Below are 14,096 nucleotides of genomic sequence, written 5' to 3' on the forward strand. Positions count from 1 at the left end.
AAGCCCTGCCTCCCTGGAAGCCTGCAGACTGTGGTGCTGCAGCCCACCTTTTCAGCGCCGACCGAGGCGATGGAGTGCGCCGGACAGTTCCTCAAAGCGCTCGCCGCCCCTGCCTATGCAGACGAGTTGGCCGCTCACTGATGAGCGGACGGCCGGCGCCCAGCTCAGCGCTCGGCCACTCCACTGAAGCACCTCGCTGCCTCTGCAGCCGGCGCGCTGCACGATGCCCTTCGCCCGTACGAGCACGTCGGCGTAATCCTGGAACAGGCTCTCCAGCCGCCCGCCGTCGATCGGGGCATCGTAGCTGAAGCTACTCTGCTGCCAGCGCTGCCGCTGCGGCAACCCGTCCGCGCCTGCCGGCCGTGCCTTCCATGGCGGCGCTGCAGCGGCCGCTGGAGCGGATGCAGACGGATGGCGCTCTATCACCGCCGAGGTGTCGCCGAGCACTTGGGCGAGCACAGGCGGCAAGGGCTCGTCCACGCCGATGCGGTTAATGACGAGGCGATCGGCGGCGACAATCTGCCGCCGCCAGACATCTGAGCAGAGCGGATCGCGCGCATGGCGACCCGCCTGGCTGGCGTCGACGAGGCAGACCACCTCAGTCAGCCGCAGCCGCGTCGACACCGTCACCGTGTCGACGATGCGCGCCGGATTGGCGATGCCGCTCGCTTCGATATAAAGCGCAGCCGGCGAGGGGTCCAGACGCAGAATCTGCGCAAGCTGTTCGGCGAGGCTGCCACCGAGGGTGCAGCAGATGCAGCCGTTGCTCAGGCGCAGGATCTGCTCGTCGCGGTACTCGATCAGTTCGGCATCGATGTTGAGCTCGCCGAAATCGTTGACGAGGATCAGGCTGCCCGCCGGGATGCCGCTTTGCAGGCAGGCATTGAGATACGTGGTCTTGCCAGCGCCGAGGAAGCCGGTCAGCAGCGTCACCGGGATCGACTCAGTTCTCATGCACCCGCCCCCCGAGTACGGTGGCAGCGATGCGGATCGCTCGCAAGCGGTCCGGCGCGACCTCGAACGGATCCTCGTCAAGCACGACCATGTCGGCATACTTCCCCACCTCCAGGCTACCGACGAGGTGGTCAAGGCGCAGGGTGTAGGCTGCGCCGAGCGTGATCGTGTGCAGCGCCTGCGCAACACTCAGGCGCTCGTGCGTACCCAACTCGGCACCGCTCGCGGTACGCCGCTCGACCGCGCACCAGGCGGTAAACAAGGGGCCGAGCGGGGTCACCGGCGCATCGGAGTGGATCGCTGTCGGAATGCCCAGACGCAGCGCCGAGGCGAGCGGCTCCAGCCGCCGGGAGCGCGCGTAGCCGAGCGTGCGCTCCCGATGGATGTCGCCCCAGTAATAGATGTGGTTGGCGAACATGTTCAGGCACACACCAAGCTTCGCCGCGCGCCGCAACTTTGCCTGGCTGATGAACTGGCAATGCTGCAGCGTGTGGCGGTGGTCCGGCCGCGGCCACAGCGTGAGGGCCTCCTCGATGGCATCGAGCATGAGGTCCACGGCCTCGTCGCCGTTGGTGTGGATGTGCAGTTGCAGCCCCGCCTGATGGTAGTCGAGCACGAACTGCTGCAGTGCCTCGGGCGGCGCATTCCACATCCCGTTCGGATGACCATCGTGATAGCCGGGCCACTTCATTCGCGCGGTGTAGCCCTGGATCGAACCGTCGGTCATCAGCTTGACGAGGCCGAAGTGGAGGCGCTCGGTGGACCATTCTGAGCAGGCCTGCAGGCGCGCGACGCCCTGATCCGCAGGCCAGGCCAGCGCACTCATCGCCGGCACCAGGCGCACCGGGTAATCGTCGGCGGCGGCCACTTCGCGCAGCGCAGCGATACCGGCATCCGTGAGCGGGTTGTAGAGGTCGGTGATTGTCGTGACCCCGGCTCTGCGCGCCACCGCGCCATAGGCGCGCAACGCATCGACACTCGACACCTCCTCGAACAGATTGCGGCCGAGCGCCTCGAAGATGCCGTGCATCGCCGCCATCTCCTGCAACTCGCCATTCGGGCAGCCGTCCGCGCCGAGCATGATGCCCTCGACGCCGGCGTGGCGATCGAGGCCGGACAAGCGCAGCATCGTGCTGTTGACCGAAAGCACATGCAGGCTGGCATGGAAGACGACTACCGGGCGCTCGCCGACCGCCTCGTCAAGCGCGCGCTTGTCCAGGCGCACACCGTCGAAGTACACCGGATCGAAGCCCCAGGCGACCAGCGGCTCGCCGGCCGGCAGCGCCGCCGCCTGGCGCAGACGCTGCTGCATCTGCGCCAGGGATTTCACTCCCTCCCACAAACGGCCCGTCGGATCGGTACGCGGAAAATAGCCGAGGTAGAGGTATTTCCAGATCGCCCCCTCGAGCGCATGGCTGTGCCCTTCGACGAAGCCAGGCAAGATCACCTTGTCAGCGAAGCGCTCGTCGAGTTCGTAGTCCCCCAAGTCATGAAGTTCCTCGAGCGGGCCGACGCCAAGGACCTTGCCTCCCCGGACCGCGACATGGGTGGCTTCGGGTAGCGATGGGTCCATCGTCACGATGCGTCGGGCGGAAAAGATCCTGATGCTCATTTCGTCGCCTCCGGGACGAGCGCCGCAGCCGGCAAGCGCCCCAGCGCCCGTGTCCGCCTCATCAGGAACGGCACGGCAACGAGCGCAGCAAGAGCAGTGCCGCCGAAGATCGCGACGTAGGTGCCGACGCTGAGAGACGGCGCAATCGGGGCGAAGATGAACAGGATATGGAAGGTGGCGACGACAATCGCGATGTTGTAGAAGGCAAGTTCCTTTGCCACCGATGTACTGAAATCGGCATCGACGATGCGCAGCAGCAGCAAGCCGCTGCCTGTCGATCCGCAGCAGCAACCGAAGATCGTCACCGCGCGCTCGTAGCCAAGCTTGCCGCTCAGGCGCCCCATCAGCAGGCAGCCGGCCAGCGTCGACACCGTGATCACCGCAGACACCAGCAGGATCGGCGTCAGCAGCGCACCAAGCACGGCGAACTCGATGCTCATCAGGGTGCCGACGACCATGAAGTCCACCGAGCCGCCGGTAATGCGCTTCAGCGTCTCATCGTTGACATAGACGGCGAGTCCCGCCCTGTCGATCACTGAGCGCATCAGCACGCAGACGACGAGGCCATGCAGGAAGAACATGTTGTGGCTGAACAATACCCCGAGGTTCATGCCCCAGGGCGTGAAACCGGCAGCAAAGTCGCGCACCGACAGCAGCCACACATGGGTCAGGACGTAGGCGACACCGAGCAGGCAGATGTGAAAGGCGAGCGAATCGAGGTTGGCGGGGTGGGACACCATGCGCCCAGCCTCCGGTTGCCGCTTCGGCGCATAGAACCCCGCGAGGAATTCGCCGTCGATACGCGAAGCTTTATTCGCGTTCAGGCCTTTGCGGATGATCCAGCGCGCCATCGGCACGCCGACCGCGAAAGCGACCAGAAAGCCCAGCGAGGCGTAGATCAGGCCGACCTGGGTCGCGTTGGCGATGCCGAACTCGCGCTCCCACAAGCCGCCATAGGTCAATGCCTGGCCTGGCCCTTGGGTGAAGCCGTGAGTGACGAGCGCGCCGAGGAACGCACTGACGTCGGCTCCGGTGACGCCGTCGTAGGCGACGACAACCCCGTAGCCGAGCACGCCCTGCAGGCCGAGGCTGATCGTCCAGATCAACGTCAGCCACAGTCCGCCGACGACAATGCTGCCGCCCGACAAGGCCTTATTGTCGCTGCCGCCGGTAAGGCACAGGGACATGAAGCTCAGCGTGAAGAAGTGAAAGGTCAGCGACGTGAAGTCGGCCGCAGTGAAGCCCGGAATCAGGCCGGAGGACAGTAGTGCGAAGCCAATGATGCCGCCGATGATGCTGGCGGGAACGAGCGAGTTACGCAAAGCGGCGATGCGGTATCTGAGCAGGCTGCCCAGCAGCAGCATGGCCGCAAGCAGCGCGAAGGCGACGATGCCGTGAAAAGTGCTTTCCATTATGGGGTTCCGTCTCTCTCCGGGACCTTGGTCCCTGGTTATCCATCGCGAGGGGCGCAATACCGCGCCTACCCGCAGCATTCACCCTGCTGATGGGGCGATAAGGAAACAATAAGACAGCCGTTGTTAACTTGTACAATACCGTTTCATTAATCGGTGATACCAGGAAAGCATCAATGAAGATCGAACTTCGCCAGATCCGCCAGTTCCTGGCCGTCGCCGACACATTGAACTTCCGGCGCGCAGCAGAACACCTCGCACTGGCTCAGCCGGCTCTGAGCCGTGGCATCCAGTTACTGGAGCACCAACTCGGCGTCAGCCTGTTCAAACGCAACAACCGAAGAGTGGAATTGACCCCGGCCGGCACCGTGTTTCTGAAGGGCTGCCAGGACTTGATGGAAGATCTGGATGAGACGGTGCGCCAGGCGCGCAAGGCGCAGCGCGGCGAGCTCGGGACGCTGTCGATCGGCTATACCGACTTCGCCATCTCCGGGGTGCTGCCGCGCATCCTGGACGGCTTCCGCCGCAAATACCCCGAGATCGACATTGAGCTGACCTACGGCTCGACACACCAGCAGCTCGAGGATCTGGCGATTCGCAAGATCGACGTCGCCTTCGTCACCAGCCCTGTGGCCGGCGCCAACTTGGCGCTCATGCCAGTGCAGCATGATCGCTACGTCGCCGTGCTGCCCGCGGCGCACCCGCTGGCCCGTCAAGCCACGGTGGACATCAGCGAACTAGCTGGCGAAGGATTTATCGTCGGCGTTATGGCGCGCTGGCGCCACTTCCGCCGCCATCTCGACGCCCTGTGTTTAAAGGCCGGCTTCGCGCCCAGGATCGTGCAGGAGGTCTACAACACCGAAGGAATGTTCGGCCTGATCAGCGCGAACATCGGCGTCACCATCCACCTCGAATGCACCGCGAACTACATCCGCAGCGACGTTGCGCTCCGCCCGCTGACGGGCGTCGACGACACCATCATCACCGTCGCCGCGTGGCGGGAAGACGATATGCGCCCGGCGCTGACACACTTCGCCGACTTCCTGCAGACCCTGCCGCGGAACGCAGACCATGGCCTGTTGTAAACCTCCCACCGACGCCGTGCTGCGCTGGCCTCAACGGTTGTAACTGCCCACCCCGATCAACATGCCGTTGTGGGTACGGAAGAAGGTGTGCTTGCTTTCGATCCGGCCAGTGGTGGGATTGCGCCAGAAGTAGTCGTACTCGCCTGCGCCATCGTCCTTGGCGATCTGGGCCATCTGCAGCACGATCAATTCTCCGCGCGGGTCGCGCAGTTGCATTGCGTCGGTCCCGACCAGGGCGGGTGTGGCGCCGTGGGCGAGGAACAGACCACTTTCCAGATCGACAACGAACACGTAGAGGTCGTTGCGGATGAAGCGCCCCCCAAGATGCTGGAACTCGGCCAGGGTCGCTGCGCGGTCAGCGGCCAACGCCTTGACCGCATCACGCAGCATCGCCTTGGCCTCCACCGGCGTTGCGCGCGGCGGGTAATAGCCGACCGCCACGATCACGTCGCCAACGCGCTGGAACAGCGTCACCTTCGGCTCGCCACGACTGTCGGCGGGGTTGAACCAGCGGTATTCGACCCGACCCCGCCCTTCGCTGCGAGCCGTCTCGATCATCTCGCGGAAGAATGGCTTGCCTTCCGAGTCCGCGTAGTCGATGACGTTGTCGCCGACGAGTGCGGCTGATGAGCCGCCGCTGGCCAGAAACACGCCATCGGTGCGCACCGCATACGCGTACAGATCGCGATCCACGAAGGCCGACTGGCGCGCGAAGTCGCGCACGCCGGCCTCGCCCTTGTCCTCGATGTGCTTTACGGCGATCGCAAGCAAGGCCTCTGCACGCATCTCGAGCGCGGTCTTGATGACCGCCCCCTCCTCTTCCGCGGCAGCGGCGGATTGAGGCAGGCTGCCGAAGACAAGCGTCGCGCCAATCGCAAGACCGCCCAGGAAGATGACGAAGGTTTTCATGAGGGATCTCCTGAAACGCATGAGGATGAGGTCGCGCTCAGTAGCCGACCATCTTGGGTAGCCACAGGGAGAGCGCGGGGAAGAAGGCGATCACGAACAGCGCCACCACAGACGCGATGACGAACGGATGGATGCGAGCAACGATCTCCTCCACCGTCGAGCCACCGATACCCGAGGCAACGAACAGGTTCTCGCCCAGCGGCGGCGTCATGAAGCCGACCGACAGCGCGCAGATGAGGACGATGCCGACATGGGTGGGATCGGCGCCGAGCATGTACATCACCGGCAACAGCACCGGCACCAGGATCATGATGGCCGCCAGCGTCTCCATGAACATGCCGATGAAGAGCAGGAACACGATCAGGATCGTCCAGATCAGGTACATGTTGTCGGTCAGGCTGAGCAGCGATGCCGCGACCGTTGCCGGAATCTGCTGCTCGACCAGCAGGCGGCCGAACACCGTGGCGGCGAACAGGATCAGCAGCACGCGGCCGGTGATCCAGGTTGTGGTACGCAGCGAGTTCAGCAGCGCGGCGAACTTCAGCTCGCGGTGCAGGAAGATGCCCACGAACAAGGTGTAGAAGATCGCCACGATGGCCGACTCGGTCGGCGTGAACATGCCGGTGTAGATGCCGCCGAGGATGATCACCGGCGCGAGCAGCGACCACACGCCGCGGCGCAACGCCGCACCGATGTCGCCGACCGACCAGTTCTCGGTGAGCCCCCGATAGCCGCGCTTCTTCGAGATCAGGTAGTTGATGACAAGCAGGCTGCTGGCCATCACCAGGCCGGGCACGACGCCGGCCACGAACAGCTTGGGGATGGATACGGAGTCGAACTGGCCGAACTTCGCGATCGCCTCGGCAGGCGGTGCCATTCCGAGCGCGGAGATGCCGAAGATGACCATCGGAATCGAGGGCGGGATGATGATGCCCAGGCCGCCGGCCGAAGCCGTCACTGCAGAGGCATAGCTCTTCTCGTAGTGGCGCTTGGCCATCGCCGGGATCATCAGCATGCCGACGGCCGCCGTGGTGGCGGGCCCCGACCCCGAGATCGCGCCAAAGAACAGGCAGGCCAGCACCGTTGCGGCCCCCAGGCCGCCGGTGATCGGCCCGGCCATGGTCTCGGCGACATCCACCAGGCGCTTTGAAATGCCCGCCGCCTCCATCAGCGCCCCGGCCAGCACGAACGCAGGCAGCGCCATGAGCGGGAAGCTGCCGACCGACGTAAACGCAATCTGTACGAAGGCGATCGGATTCTTCTCGAGCACCAGGAAGGCGAGCATCGCCGAGCCGGCAAGCGACACGGTGATCGGTGCGCCCAGCAGGAGCAGGGCGAAGAAGCCGCCGAACAGGATCAGTACCAGATATTCTTCCATTGCTGTATCTCCAGGCCCCCGCGCCTCAGGCCTTCGGGGCGGCCGCAGCCGTGCGCTTGATCTTCTCGATCTCCTCTGCTTCGGGATCGAGCAGATCGACACCCCTGAAGAGCTTCAGGTAGTTGTTCCAGAGGATGCGGATCGACATCAGCAGGAATGCGATCGGCAGGATCATGTAGAAGTACTTCATCGGAATGCCGGTCGTCTGCGACTTCCAGAACATGTTCATGCGGTTGAACACGAAGTCGTAGCTCAGCCACACGAAGTAGAGGTTGAACCCCACCCAGAGCAGGTCGGCAACGGTCTCGCTGACCTTCTTCACGATGGGCGGAAAGAAGCGGAAGTGGAACGACACGCGGTTGTGCGCCGACATCTTCGCGGCCACGACGGCGCCCAGATAGGCAAACCATACGAACATGTAGGTCGCCACCTCCTCACCCCACGGGATCGAGTAGTGAAAGAACTGGCGCAACAGGATCTGGACGAACAGGAGCACTACGAACAACGCAAGCAGCGTCTCGCACAGGTACTCTTCCGCATTGGAAAGAAACTTCAGGATGGCCCGTTTGACGGACATGGCGGCTCTCCCTGGCTGAGGCGTAACGCGTCCGAGGCGGCCGTGGGCGCCTGCACCGGGCGGGGCGCTGCGCCGGCAGCGCGAACGACGCGTTGGGGTAGAGAAGTGCTTCGGGCGCCCCTGTCACAGCCCTTGCGAAAGATTGCGGCGCGGTGCCGCGCAATCGCAAGGGCCGTGGCAGGGGATTACATCAGCGGCCCAGTGCCTTGAGGACGGCGTCGAGCTTGTCCTTGCCGCCGATGCTCTTGTGGAACTTCGGCCACACGGCAGTCGTGGCCTTCTCGATCCACTCCTTCTCGCCGTCGGCAGGATCGACGATCTCCATGCCCTTGGCGGCCAGGTCGGCGCGAATCTGCTCCTCGGTCTCCAACAGGTACTTGAAGCTGTGTTCGGTCGCTTCACGACCCGCTTCAAGGATAGCCTGCTGCACGTCCGGTTTCTGCGCCTGGAAAACCTGCTCGCTCATGATCAGCGGCTCGAGCGAGAAGATGTAGCGGATGTTGGTGATGTACTTCTGGACTTCGTTGAACTTCATCGCCGAGATGGTGATGTAGGGGTTGTCCTGGCCATCCACCACACGTTGCTGCAGGGCGGTGAAGGTCTCGGACCACGACATCGGCGTCGGGTTGATCCCCCAGGACTGGTAGGTCGAGATCATGATCTCGTTCTTCGGCACCCGGATCACCAAGCCCTTGAGGTCGGCGAGCGTCGTCACCGGGCGCTTGGAGTTGGTCAGTACGCGAAAGCCCGAATAAGCCCAGCCCACGATGCGTACGCCGGCGTCGCGAATGGTGTTGTCCACCAGCTCCTGGCCCACCGCACCCTGAGTCAGCGTCTTGGCGTCTTCCGCGCTCTGGATGACGTAGGGCAGGGTCAGTACGCCGACGGTCGGCGAGAAGGGCGTTACGTTGTTGATGGCGAGAACGGAGAAGTCCAGCAGCCCCATCGCCGCGTTGTTCACCGTATCCTGCTCGTCGCCGAGCTGGCCGTTGGGGAACAGATCGACCTTGTGCTTGCCGCCGGTCTTGTCGCTGAAACTCTTGGCAAAGCTGGTGGCGAGCTCCCATTGGGTACCGCCGGCAGCATCACCGATCGCCATCTTGAAGGTGGCCGCGATGGCGCCGGGTGCGCTCAGCATCAGGCTGGCGGCGGCGAGCATCGGCATCAGTACGGATTTACGGATCTTCATGGTTGTCTCCTCGATCACTAGGGGTGGTCTTGTAGGTCTGGCTGCTGCGGGTACTGCGGTTTGCTGCATGGTGCACCACCCGTCCGCTGGACGGGGTGTCATTCCGGGGCCTTCGTCCTCCTTGCTTGTTCGATACGATCAAGGCCGTACGCCTGTTTCAGAGCACCTCGTCCTTGAGGTGGTACCAGCGATACAGCCACCATTGGCCGAACCGGCGGAAGGGCGCGAAAGCCTGCGACTCGACCATCTCACGCACATTCGGGAACGGCAGTTTCGAAGTGAAGATCGGCAGATCCAGCGCCCTGCCCTCGCCCGCGATCCACTGCGCCAGGCGGCGCCCGGCCTGGGCCGAGTACATGACCCCGTTGCCGCCGTAGCCCAGCGCGTAGTAGATGGTCTGCGCCGGGTCCGGCTGGTAGATGCGCGGCATCATGTCGTGGCTCACATCCACCCAGCCCCACCACGAGTAGTCGATCTGGATGCCTTCCAGCGCGGGAAACTTGCGATGCAGGTCGCGGATCAGGAAGTTCTCGTACTTCTGCTGCGGCGCATCACGCCCGGTGATGGCACTGCGGCTGCCGATCTGCACCCGGTTGTCGGGCATCAGCCGGTAGTAGTGGCGCAGTACGCGGGTATCGGTGATGACCTGCGTCGTGCGGAAGTTGCAGGCGTCGATCTCCGCTTCGGTCAGTGGCCGCGTTACGATGGAATTCGACAGGATCGGCAGCAGGCGATTCCTGAGCTCGGGGTGCAGGCTGTTCGACGTGTAGCCACCGGTGGCGACGCCCACCGCGCGAGCCCGTACCACGCCGCCCGGTGTGCGCAGGTAGTGCACACCGTTGCGCGTCTCCCAACCCTGGACCGGGCTGGCGGGGTGTACCGTCGCCCCCAGAGCACGCGCCTTCTTGAGGTAGCCGAAGGCGAGCTTGCCGGCATGGATGCCGATGCCTTCGGGCTCGTGCATGGCGCCACAGGCTTCCTTGTCGTCGACGTACTCGCGCCTGACCGTCTCCGCATCCAGAATGCGGGCGTCGTACTTGAAGGTTTCGCGCAGGAGTCGCGCTTCCTTCTCCAGCGTGGGCATGACCTTGTCGCGGTGGGCGATGTAGAGGTGCCCACCGGGCTGCGGGTCGCAGTCGATGTCCTTGATCAGCGCCTTGAAGTTTTCCATGCCGTCGACGCATTCGCGGTGCATCTTGAGCGCGGTCTCCAGGCCCCAGCGCTCGATCCACTGCGAGCGCTTGAGGCGGCCCGAGGCGCACTGCGCCTGTCCGCCGTTGCGCACGCTGCACCCCCAGGCGGTACGGTTGGCTTCGAGCACGGTTGCCTTGATGCCGTACTCCTGGGCCAGGAAGATCGCCGTGGTGAGCCCCGTGAAGCCGGAGCCGATGATGGCCACATCGACGTCGATGTCATGGGTGATCGGGCCATCGTCTTCCGGCGGCTCGCCGGCAGTGCCGATCCAATAGGTGGGCGCGTATTCGCGACCGTGGCCCGGTGTGGCCGATACCAGCGGATCGTAGGCCGGGTCATAAGGCCGCGCCGCGGGCGTTGGCTTGCCGCTGGCGGCCAGCTGCTTGAGGCTTGCTGCATCCATGTCCGGAATCCTCGTCGATGAAGCCGTACGGCCGGATCAGGCGCCGACGACCGGCGGACGGTCCTTGCGGTAGGCGTTCTTGACCGCAATCTTGCCGTTGTGGAAGGTGAACACATCGACCATGCGCGCCTCGATGCGCGTGCCGTCGGCCTTCGTGCCCGAGAACGTCGATTCGGTGACGCCGCGGTTGCCCACGACGAAGTGGTCGGGGTCGAGCCAGGCGGCATCGGGGAAGGTCTGCCAGGCAAGCTCGAAGCCCTGGCGCACAGCCTCGCGACCGACAAAGCTGCGGCCGAGAAGATCGGGGCCGGCAACGGCGTGGAAGGAGCAATCCTCGGCCATGAAGCTCATCAAGGCGTCGATGTCGTGGCGGTTCCACGCATCGCTGAAGGCTTGCAGGAAATCGACTGTGGGTTGGGTCATCTGCGTCTCCATGGGTCCCTTTGGCTTGTCATCGCTGTCCGCCCCCGGAGCGGGTCAGCGGCAGCGTCTGAGGTGCACATTAGGGATCGCGGAGGCGGCTGCGTAGGACCAGTTCGGAACAATCGTTTGGGCCAGTCCGCGTGGCCCGCACGCCCTCCTCAGGCCTGTGGGCGCAGCGCGCGCAGAACCTCGCCCAGCACGCGGATACCGGGCTCGATGCGGTCCTTCGAGATCGACGAGAAACCGAGCCGGAAGCAGTTGCGCGGCGGCGGATCAGCGTTGAAGAAGACGCTCCCGGGTTCGATCAGCACCCCTTCGCGCTCGGCTGCGCTCGCCAGTACCGCGGCATCGAGCCAGTCGGGCCCCTCGACCCAACACGCCGAACCGCCCGTGATCGGCTGATGGCGCACCTCGGGCAAATGACGAGACAGCGCAGCGGTCAGGCACTGTGCGCGCTCATGATGTGCTGCGGACAGTCTGCGCAGCAGCGCGTCGTGATGCCCGAGCGAGAGAAAGAGCGCAAAGGCGCGCTGCATGAAGGCGGTCGGATGACGCAAGTTGAGGCGCCGCATGCCGCGCAGTTCGCGGATGAGCTCCGCCGGCCCGACCACGTAACCCAGCCGCAGCCCGGGCGCGAGGCTCTTCGACAAGCTGCCGACATAGATCACCCGGTCGTGGCGGTCGAGGCTCTTGAGCGCCGGTGCAGGCTCGCCCTCGAAGGGGTTCTCGCTGTCGTAGTCGTCCTCGATGAGGACGAAGTCGGACGCCTCGGCCATGCGCAGCAGCGTCTCGCGCCTGGTCATCGACATCGTGACCTGGGTGGGGCACTGGTAGCTCGGCGTGACATAGACGTAATCGCAGCGCGCCAGCGAATCGTTCGGCACCAGCCCCTCACTGTCGACCGCAAGGTCGATGATGTCCGGGCTGCGGCTGCTGAAGATGTTGCGGGCGTCGGGGTAGCCGGGGTTCTCGATGCCCACCGCCGTTGTGGCACCGACCAGCAGGTCGGCAAGCAGATAGAGCGCCTGCTGGGCACCGACGGTGACGACGATTTCATCGTCCGAGGCCCACACGCCACGTCGCGGCAGCACGCGGGTACGGATCTGCCGCACGAGCGACTCGTCGTCACGCAGGATCATGTCCTGTGCCCACTCGCTGATCTCGAGCGCGCCGAGCGTCTTCATGCAGCATTCACGCCAGTCCGCGGTCGGAAACAGGCTTGCGTCGAACTGCGCGTAGAGGAACGGGTACGGATAGCGCTGCCAGTCCGAGCGCTTCTCGATGTTGCGCTGCGCCGATGGACGAAAGCGGAAACGCCGCCCCCAGTCGGGTGCATGTGCAGGGGCGGGGGCCGGCGCCGGGCCGGCAGCACGCGCAGCACGCCCCTCGAGCATCTCCGGATTGACGAAATGCCCCTTGCGCTCGCGCGACAGCAGATAGCCTTCGTCGGCAAGCTGCTGGTAAGCAATCACCACCGTGTTGCGCGCGACGCCCAGTTGTGCGGCCAGCTCCCGGCTCGACGGAAGCGGCGCATCGAGCGGAAGCTGGCCATCCAGGATGGCCATCACCAGCATCTCGCGGATCTGTGCCTGCAGACTCAGCCCGGCGGACGTGGACCGCTGGAACAGCTGCTGCCACATCGTCCCTGTGGGTTTGACACTCATCGACTCTCGCATTCCCTCACTACGCCCCCGAGCACCGCACTCCTGCACCGTGCAAGGAACGCAAGCGCCGCGAGAGCCCTTCCACGCGACGGCGGCCGACCTCAGGCCGCCCGCGCAACCGGAGCGATCATCCCCTGTAGGGGAGACGAGGGCTCCGCTGTGTACAGCTTGCGTGGCATGCGTCCGGCAAGAAAGGCCTCGCGGCCCGCCTGGACGCCCTTCTTCATCGCACTGGCCATCAGCACCGGATTGCGCGCATGGGAGATGGCGGAATTCATCAGCACCGCGTCACAGCCCAGCTCCATGGCGATCGCCGCGTCCGACGCCGTGCCCACGCCCGCATCGACCAGTACCGGAACCCGCGCATTATCGATGATCAGACGCAGGTTCCACGGATTGAGGATACCCATGCCCGAACCGATGATCGAGGCCAGAGGCATCACTGCGGCGCAGCCGATGTCCTCGAGCATGCGCGCCTGAATCGGGTCGTCCGAACAATACACCATGACGTCGAAGCCATCCCGAACCAGCTCCTTCGCTGCCTTCAGCGTCTCGGGCATGTTGGGGTAGAGGTTGGTCGGGTCACCGAGCACCTCGAGCTTCGCCAGGGTGTGGCCATCGAGCAGCTCGCGCGCCAGGCGCAGGGTGCGCACCGCATCGTCGGCCGTGTAGCAGCCGGCCGTGTTGGGCAGATACGTGTAACGCGAAGGCGGCAGGTAGTCGAGCAGGCTCGGCTCGCCCTCGCTCTGGCCGATGTTGGTGCGACGGATGGCGACCGTGACGATCTCCGCGCCGCTCGCCTCGACGGCCAGGCGCGTCTCGTCAAAGTCCTTGTACTTGCCCGTACCCACGAGCAGGCGCGAAGCATAGGTCTTGCCAGCGATGACCAAAGGGTCGTTCATGAGGGTCTCCCGGTGCTGTCGAAACTGCAGAAATTGCTGTCAGCCGCCGCCGACGGCAGCGATCACCTCGATGCGGTCGCCGTCGTGGAGCAGCACCTCGCCGTGTTCTGCCCGCGGCACGACCGTGCCATTGCGCTCGACGGCAACGCGCTTGCCGGCCAGGCCCATGCGCTCGAGCATGTCGCGAACGGTCAGGCGGTGGTTCAGGATCTCGGTCTTTCCGTTGAAGGTCACATTCATCATTTCAGTCACACCGTACGATAAAGATCGGCACCGCTCTTGACGAACTCGATCGACTTCACCTCCATGCCCTTCTTGAGCGCCTCGGTCTCGTCGATGCCCTGCTGTGCGGCGAAGTCGCGCACGTCCTGGGTGATCTTCATGCTGCAGAAGT

The 14,096-nt window shown here is 64.6% G+C and carries 13 protein-coding genes; 1 reads left to right on the plus strand and 12 read right to left on the minus strand.

Annotation, left to right across the window (positions count from 1 at the left end; translation table 11 throughout):
• Window positions 1-51: 51 nt before the first annotated feature.
• From P7F68_RS02850 to P7F68_RS02860, 3 genes are read right to left on the minus strand one after another with little or no spacing between them, the layout of a single operon-like run.
• Complete coding sequence (locus tag P7F68_RS02850; protein ID WP_277830522.1) at window positions 52-954, minus strand: CobW family GTP-binding protein; 903 nt, start codon at window positions 952-954, stop codon at window positions 52-54.
• The gene (locus P7F68_RS02855) at window positions 944-2,566 is read right to left on the minus strand and encodes an amidohydrolase (RefSeq protein WP_277830524.1); all 1,623 of its coding nucleotides are present in this window, start codon (window positions 2,564-2,566) and stop codon (window positions 944-946) included. The genes P7F68_RS02850 and P7F68_RS02855 overlap by 11 nt, the downstream gene beginning before the upstream one ends.
• Window positions 2,563-3,978 (minus strand): sodium/glutamate symporter, encoded by a 1,416-nt coding sequence (locus P7F68_RS02860; protein WP_277830525.1) that lies wholly within the window; start codon window positions 3,976-3,978, stop codon window positions 2,563-2,565. The genes P7F68_RS02855 and P7F68_RS02860 overlap by 4 nt, the downstream gene beginning before the upstream one ends.
• Before the next feature lie 131 nt (window positions 3,979-4,109).
• Here P7F68_RS02860 and P7F68_RS02865 point away from each other — a divergent pair, with 131 nt between their 5' ends.
• Window positions 4,110-5,063: a LysR family transcriptional regulator gene (locus tag P7F68_RS02865; RefSeq protein WP_277830527.1), complete on the plus strand. Its 954-nt coding sequence runs from the start codon at window positions 4,110-4,112 to the stop codon at window positions 5,061-5,063.
• A 30-nt stretch (window positions 5,064-5,093) separates the two neighbouring features.
• Here P7F68_RS02865 and P7F68_RS02870 read toward each other — a convergent pair whose 3' ends face one another.
• The 9 genes from P7F68_RS02870 to thiS form a co-directional block, all read right to left on the minus strand.
• A complete protein-coding gene (locus P7F68_RS02870; protein WP_002925864.1) occupies window positions 5,094-5,972 on the minus strand; it encodes a cache domain-containing protein in 879 nt (292 codons plus the stop codon).
• A gap of 37 nt (window positions 5,973-6,009) precedes the next feature.
• Window positions 6,010-7,350 carry a TRAP transporter large permease gene (locus P7F68_RS02875; protein ID WP_002925862.1) on the minus strand — a complete coding sequence of 447 codons (1,341 nt, stop codon included), beginning with the start codon at window positions 7,348-7,350 and terminating at the stop codon, window positions 6,010-6,012.
• 25 nt (window positions 7,351-7,375) lie between these two features.
• Window positions 7,376-7,927 carry a TRAP transporter small permease gene (locus P7F68_RS02880; RefSeq protein ID WP_002925861.1) on the minus strand — a complete coding sequence of 184 codons (552 nt, stop codon included), beginning with the start codon at window positions 7,925-7,927 and terminating at the stop codon, window positions 7,376-7,378.
• A gap of 190 nt (window positions 7,928-8,117) precedes the next feature.
• Window positions 8,118-9,116, minus strand: coding sequence for a TRAP transporter substrate-binding protein (locus tag P7F68_RS02885; RefSeq protein WP_002925860.1), 999 nt, complete (start codon window positions 9,114-9,116; stop codon window positions 8,118-8,120).
• Between the two features lie 157 nt (window positions 9,117-9,273).
• On the minus strand, window positions 9,274-10,713 hold the full coding sequence (locus P7F68_RS02890) for an NAD(P)/FAD-dependent oxidoreductase (RefSeq protein WP_277830532.1): 1,440 nt from the start codon (window positions 10,711-10,713) through the stop codon (window positions 9,274-9,276).
• 36 nt (window positions 10,714-10,749) lie between these two features.
• Window positions 10,750-11,136 carry a nuclear transport factor 2 family protein gene (locus P7F68_RS02895; RefSeq protein WP_002925858.1) on the minus strand — a complete coding sequence of 129 codons (387 nt, stop codon included), beginning with the start codon at window positions 11,134-11,136 and terminating at the stop codon, window positions 10,750-10,752.
• A gap of 158 nt (window positions 11,137-11,294) precedes the next feature.
• A complete protein-coding gene (gene pdxR / locus P7F68_RS02900) occupies window positions 11,295-12,800 on the minus strand; it encodes a MocR-like pyridoxine biosynthesis transcription factor PdxR (protein WP_277830535.1) in 1,506 nt (501 codons plus the stop codon).
• 101 nt (window positions 12,801-12,901) lie between these two features.
• Window positions 12,902-13,702, minus strand: a complete 801-nt coding sequence (locus P7F68_RS02905) for a thiazole synthase (RefSeq protein ID WP_277830537.1) — start codon at window positions 13,700-13,702, stop codon at window positions 12,902-12,904.
• Between the two features lie 39 nt (window positions 13,703-13,741).
• Window positions 13,742-13,945, minus strand: a complete 204-nt coding sequence (gene thiS / locus P7F68_RS02910; protein ID WP_002925855.1) for a sulfur carrier protein ThiS — start codon at window positions 13,943-13,945, stop codon at window positions 13,742-13,744.
• Between the last annotated feature and the right edge of the window lie 151 nt (window positions 13,946-14,096).

The organism is Thauera mechernichensis (assembly GCF_029588855.1).
Lineage (GTDB): Bacteria > Pseudomonadota > Gammaproteobacteria > Burkholderiales > Rhodocyclaceae > Thauera > Thauera mechernichensis.